This is a genomic window from Blastococcus sp. KM273129 (assembly GCF_021698995.1).
In the GTDB taxonomy this organism is placed as follows: domain Bacteria; phylum Actinomycetota; class Actinomycetes; order Mycobacteriales; family Geodermatophilaceae; genus Blastococcus.
On the sequence record NZ_SSXB01000147.1, the window covers coordinates 1 to 3,197 of the forward strand.

At 76.1% G+C, this 3,197-nt stretch carries 3 protein-coding genes and 1 pseudogene; 3 read left to right on the forward strand and 1 reads right to left on the reverse strand.

Features of this window, described 5'->3' with window-relative positions:
• Together E9565_RS21645 and E9565_RS21650 are read left to right on the forward strand one after the other, a co-directional pair.
• A pseudogene (locus tag E9565_RS21645) lies at nucleotides 1-235 on the forward strand (ABC transporter permease); the annotation flags it as partial.
• 143 nt (nucleotides 236-378) lie between these two features.
• On the forward strand, nucleotides 379-1,380 hold the full coding sequence (locus E9565_RS21650) for a glycine betaine ABC transporter substrate-binding protein (protein WP_236836700.1): 1,002 nt from the start codon (nucleotides 379-381) through the stop codon (nucleotides 1,378-1,380).
• Between the two features lie 87 nt (nucleotides 1,381-1,467).
• Here the strand turns inward: E9565_RS21650 and E9565_RS21655 are convergent, their stop codons facing one another.
• On the reverse strand, nucleotides 1,468-2,073 hold the full coding sequence (locus E9565_RS21655; protein ID WP_236824933.1) for a DUF1684 domain-containing protein: 606 nt from the start codon (nucleotides 2,071-2,073) through the stop codon (nucleotides 1,468-1,470).
• 84 nt (nucleotides 2,074-2,157) lie between these two features.
• On the opposite strand from E9565_RS21655, the gene E9565_RS21660 reads away from it, so the two are divergent.
• On the forward strand, nucleotides 2,158-3,197 hold a 1,040-nt coding region (locus E9565_RS21660; RefSeq protein ID WP_236836701.1), incomplete at its 3' end, for a DUF6779 domain-containing protein.

Genomic DNA, 3,197 nt, shown 5'->3' on the forward strand with positions numbered 1-3,197 from the left:
CGTCGGCGGGGGCGGGCTGGGCCGGGTGGTGAACCTCGGCTTCGGGCAGCAGGACTACGGGCTGATCATCGCCGGGGCGATCGTCATCGCGGCGCTGGCGCTGCTCACCGAGCTCGTGCTCGTGGCGCTCACCTGGGCGGTGCGGCCGGGACCGCGGCGGTTGCCCTTCGTCACCGGCAGGCGGCGGACCGTGCGCGGTGAGCCCGAGCTGACGGCCACCGGCGTGCCGCAGTGATCACGCCTCGGTAACGAAGCCCCGAGAAGCGGCAACCCGATTGCGTCGTGCACAACGGGACGGTTCGATGGGGCCCGCGGGAATCCTCCCGCCAGACACGCGTGCCGGGCCGGCACGGGACACAGAAGGCGGGGCGTCCAACCATGCGCGCACGCACACGCACCATCGCTCCTCTGCTCTTCGCGGTCGCGCTGACCGCGGCCTGCGGCGAGTCGGGCTCCTCCGGTACCGGTGGGGGCGGGACAGGCGGCGGTGGCGGCCAGGCCTCCGGCGACGCCTGCGCCCCGGTCGCCGGCGACCAGCTCGTCGTCCTCGAGGACGACCAGGACCTGCAGAACGCGGACAACATCATCCCCGCGGTCAACGCGCAGGCCGCCTCGGCCAACCCGGCGCTGCTGCCGGCGCTGGACCAGGTGTCCGCCGAGATGACCACCGAGGAGCTGATCCAGCTCAACGCCGCGGTGGAGGTGCAGCGGGAGAGCGCCGAGGACGTCGCCGCCGGCTGGGTCGAGGAGAACATCGACGCCGCCGCCCTCGAGCAGGGCAGCGGGGCGATCGCCGTCGGCGGGGCCAACTTCCCCGAGTCGACCATCCTCGCCAACGTCTACGCGGACGTGCTGCAGCTCGCGGGCTTCGACGCCACCGTCCAGGAGGTCGGCAACCGCGAGCTGTACCTGCAGGCCCTCATCGACGGCGAGATCCAGGTCTTCCCCGAGTACCTGGCCACCGTCACCGAGTTCATCGAGGGCGACGACGCCACCCAGGTGGCCAGCGGCGACGTCGAGGAGACCCGGCAGGCGCTCGAGCCGCTCGCCGCCGAGGCCGGCCTGGTCTTCGGTGAGCCGTCGGAGGCCGCCGACCAGAACGCCTTCGCGGTCACCCAGGCCTTCGCCGACGCGCTCGGTGTCAGCACCCTCTCGGAGCTGGCAGAGGCGTGCGGCGACGGGTCGCTGGTGCTCGGCGGCCCGGCGGAGTGCCCGACCCGGCCGTTCTGCCAGCCCGGGCTGGAGGAGACCTACGGCCTGCAGTTCGCCGACTTCCGCGAGCTGGACGCCGGTGGCCCGCTGACCCGCGCCGCCATCGAGCAGGGCGAGGTCTCCATCGGGCTGGTCTTCAGCTCCGCCGGCTTCCTCGCCCAGAACTGATCGCCCGTCCTCCTCGCAGCTCGCGGGTCGCGGTCTCGTCCGGAGGCCCGCCCCGGGCCTGCGAGGGGTGAGGGGGACGAGCGCCTTCTAGTACCAGCCGCCGGGGGGCAGCTGCTCCCCGGCGGCGACGGAAGCCTCCACCCGGTTGCCCTCGGGTGCCAGGGGGCAGGACCAGCGCGGGTCGTAGGCGCAGGACGGGTGGTAGGCGAAGTTGAGGTCGACCACCAGCCGCTCGCCGTCGCCGCCGAGGTCGGCCCCCTTCACGGTGTCCAGCAGGTAGCGCCCGCCGCCGTAGGTGCTGCCGCCGGCGGTGCCGTCGCGCAGCGGCAGGAAGACCCCGCCGCCGTAGAGGGCGACCCACCACACGTCGAGCCGGCCGACGCCGGGCAGCGCGACGGCCCCGATCCGGTCCAGCGGGACGACGCCGTCGGCCGCGGTGGGGATCTCCAGCCGCAGCGGCGCCGCCGGCTCGAGCACGGGCTCGAACCGCAGCGCGGGGTCGTAGGGCGCCACCGGCAACCCGCGGAACGCGGCCTGGCCCGAGGCGTCCAGCGGTGACTGCGGGTGGCTCGCGAACAGCTCGTCGCGGCCCTCCCGCCAGCGCAGCCAGCCCTGCTCGGGGTCGGGACGGGCACGGACGTCGGCGTGCAGGGCGGCCACGCGGCGGCGCCAGTCGAGGAGCGAGAGGGTCACCCTGCCCACTGTGGCACCTGGGACCACTGTGGGCACGGGTGCGCTTCCTCCCGGTGAGCGCCACACGTCGCTACGCTGGGTGCCATGCCCCGCCGCGAGGACGACGTCGCCCGCGGCCCCGCCCTCGGCAGCACCCGCACGCTCCTCCAGGCCGGCGGTTTCGTGCTCGCCGTCGGGGCGACCCTCGCCGTCTTCCTCACCGACGACGCCCAGCTGCTGCGGGTCGCGGTCGTGGCGGTGGCCTGGGCGTTCGTGCTCGCCACCTTCGCCGCCGGGCGGCGCGGCACCGACCGGGCGCACGCGGCGGCGCGGGAGGCCGAGCTGCGCCGCGCCTACGAGCTGGAGCTGGAGCGCGAGGTCGCCGCGCGCCGGGAGTACGAGCTGGAGCTGGAGACCGAGCTCCGCCGCGAGGCCGAGGACGCCATGCGCGACGAGATCGACGCGCTCCGCGGGGAGGTCGCCTCGCTGAGCGGCCTCCGAGAGGAGGTGGCCCGCGTCGCCGGCCTGCGCGGGGACATCGCCGCGCTGGGGCAGCTGCGCGACGAGGTGGCCCGCGTGGCCGCGCTCCGGGACGACGTCGCGGCGCTGACCGGCCTGCGGGCGGAGCTCGGCCAGCTCGGTGCGCTCCGGGAGGACGTGGGGCGGCTGCGGGCCGAGCTCGCCGAGCAGCTGTCCAGCGAGATGCTGGTCGAGCGGATCGTCATGCGCACCCAGGCCAGCCGGCTCGACGGGCCCGCTCGCACCCTGGACGGCGCGGCGTGGAGCGACGACGCCCCGCCGCGCGAGCTCACCGGTGGCTGGCCGGCGATCCGGCTGGACGAGCCGCGCCCCACCCAGCAGTTCGAGCAGGTGCGCACCAGCACGTGGTCCGCGGTCACGCCGCCGCCGGCCGCACCGGGGCCGCCCGTCCCGCCGCCGGTCCGCGCGGAGGCGCCGCCTCCGCCCCCGGTGCGGCCGCCGGTGCCCGCCCGGCCGGCGGTCCCCTCCGGCTTCGTCCGGCACGAGCGCGCCGCGGCGCACGAGGACGACCCCTGGCTCGGCTCCGCCGCCCCGCAGCGCGACGTCGACGAGCGGCCCGCGCCCCCGGTCACGGTGCACTCGCCGGTGGTCACGCCGTCGTCGAC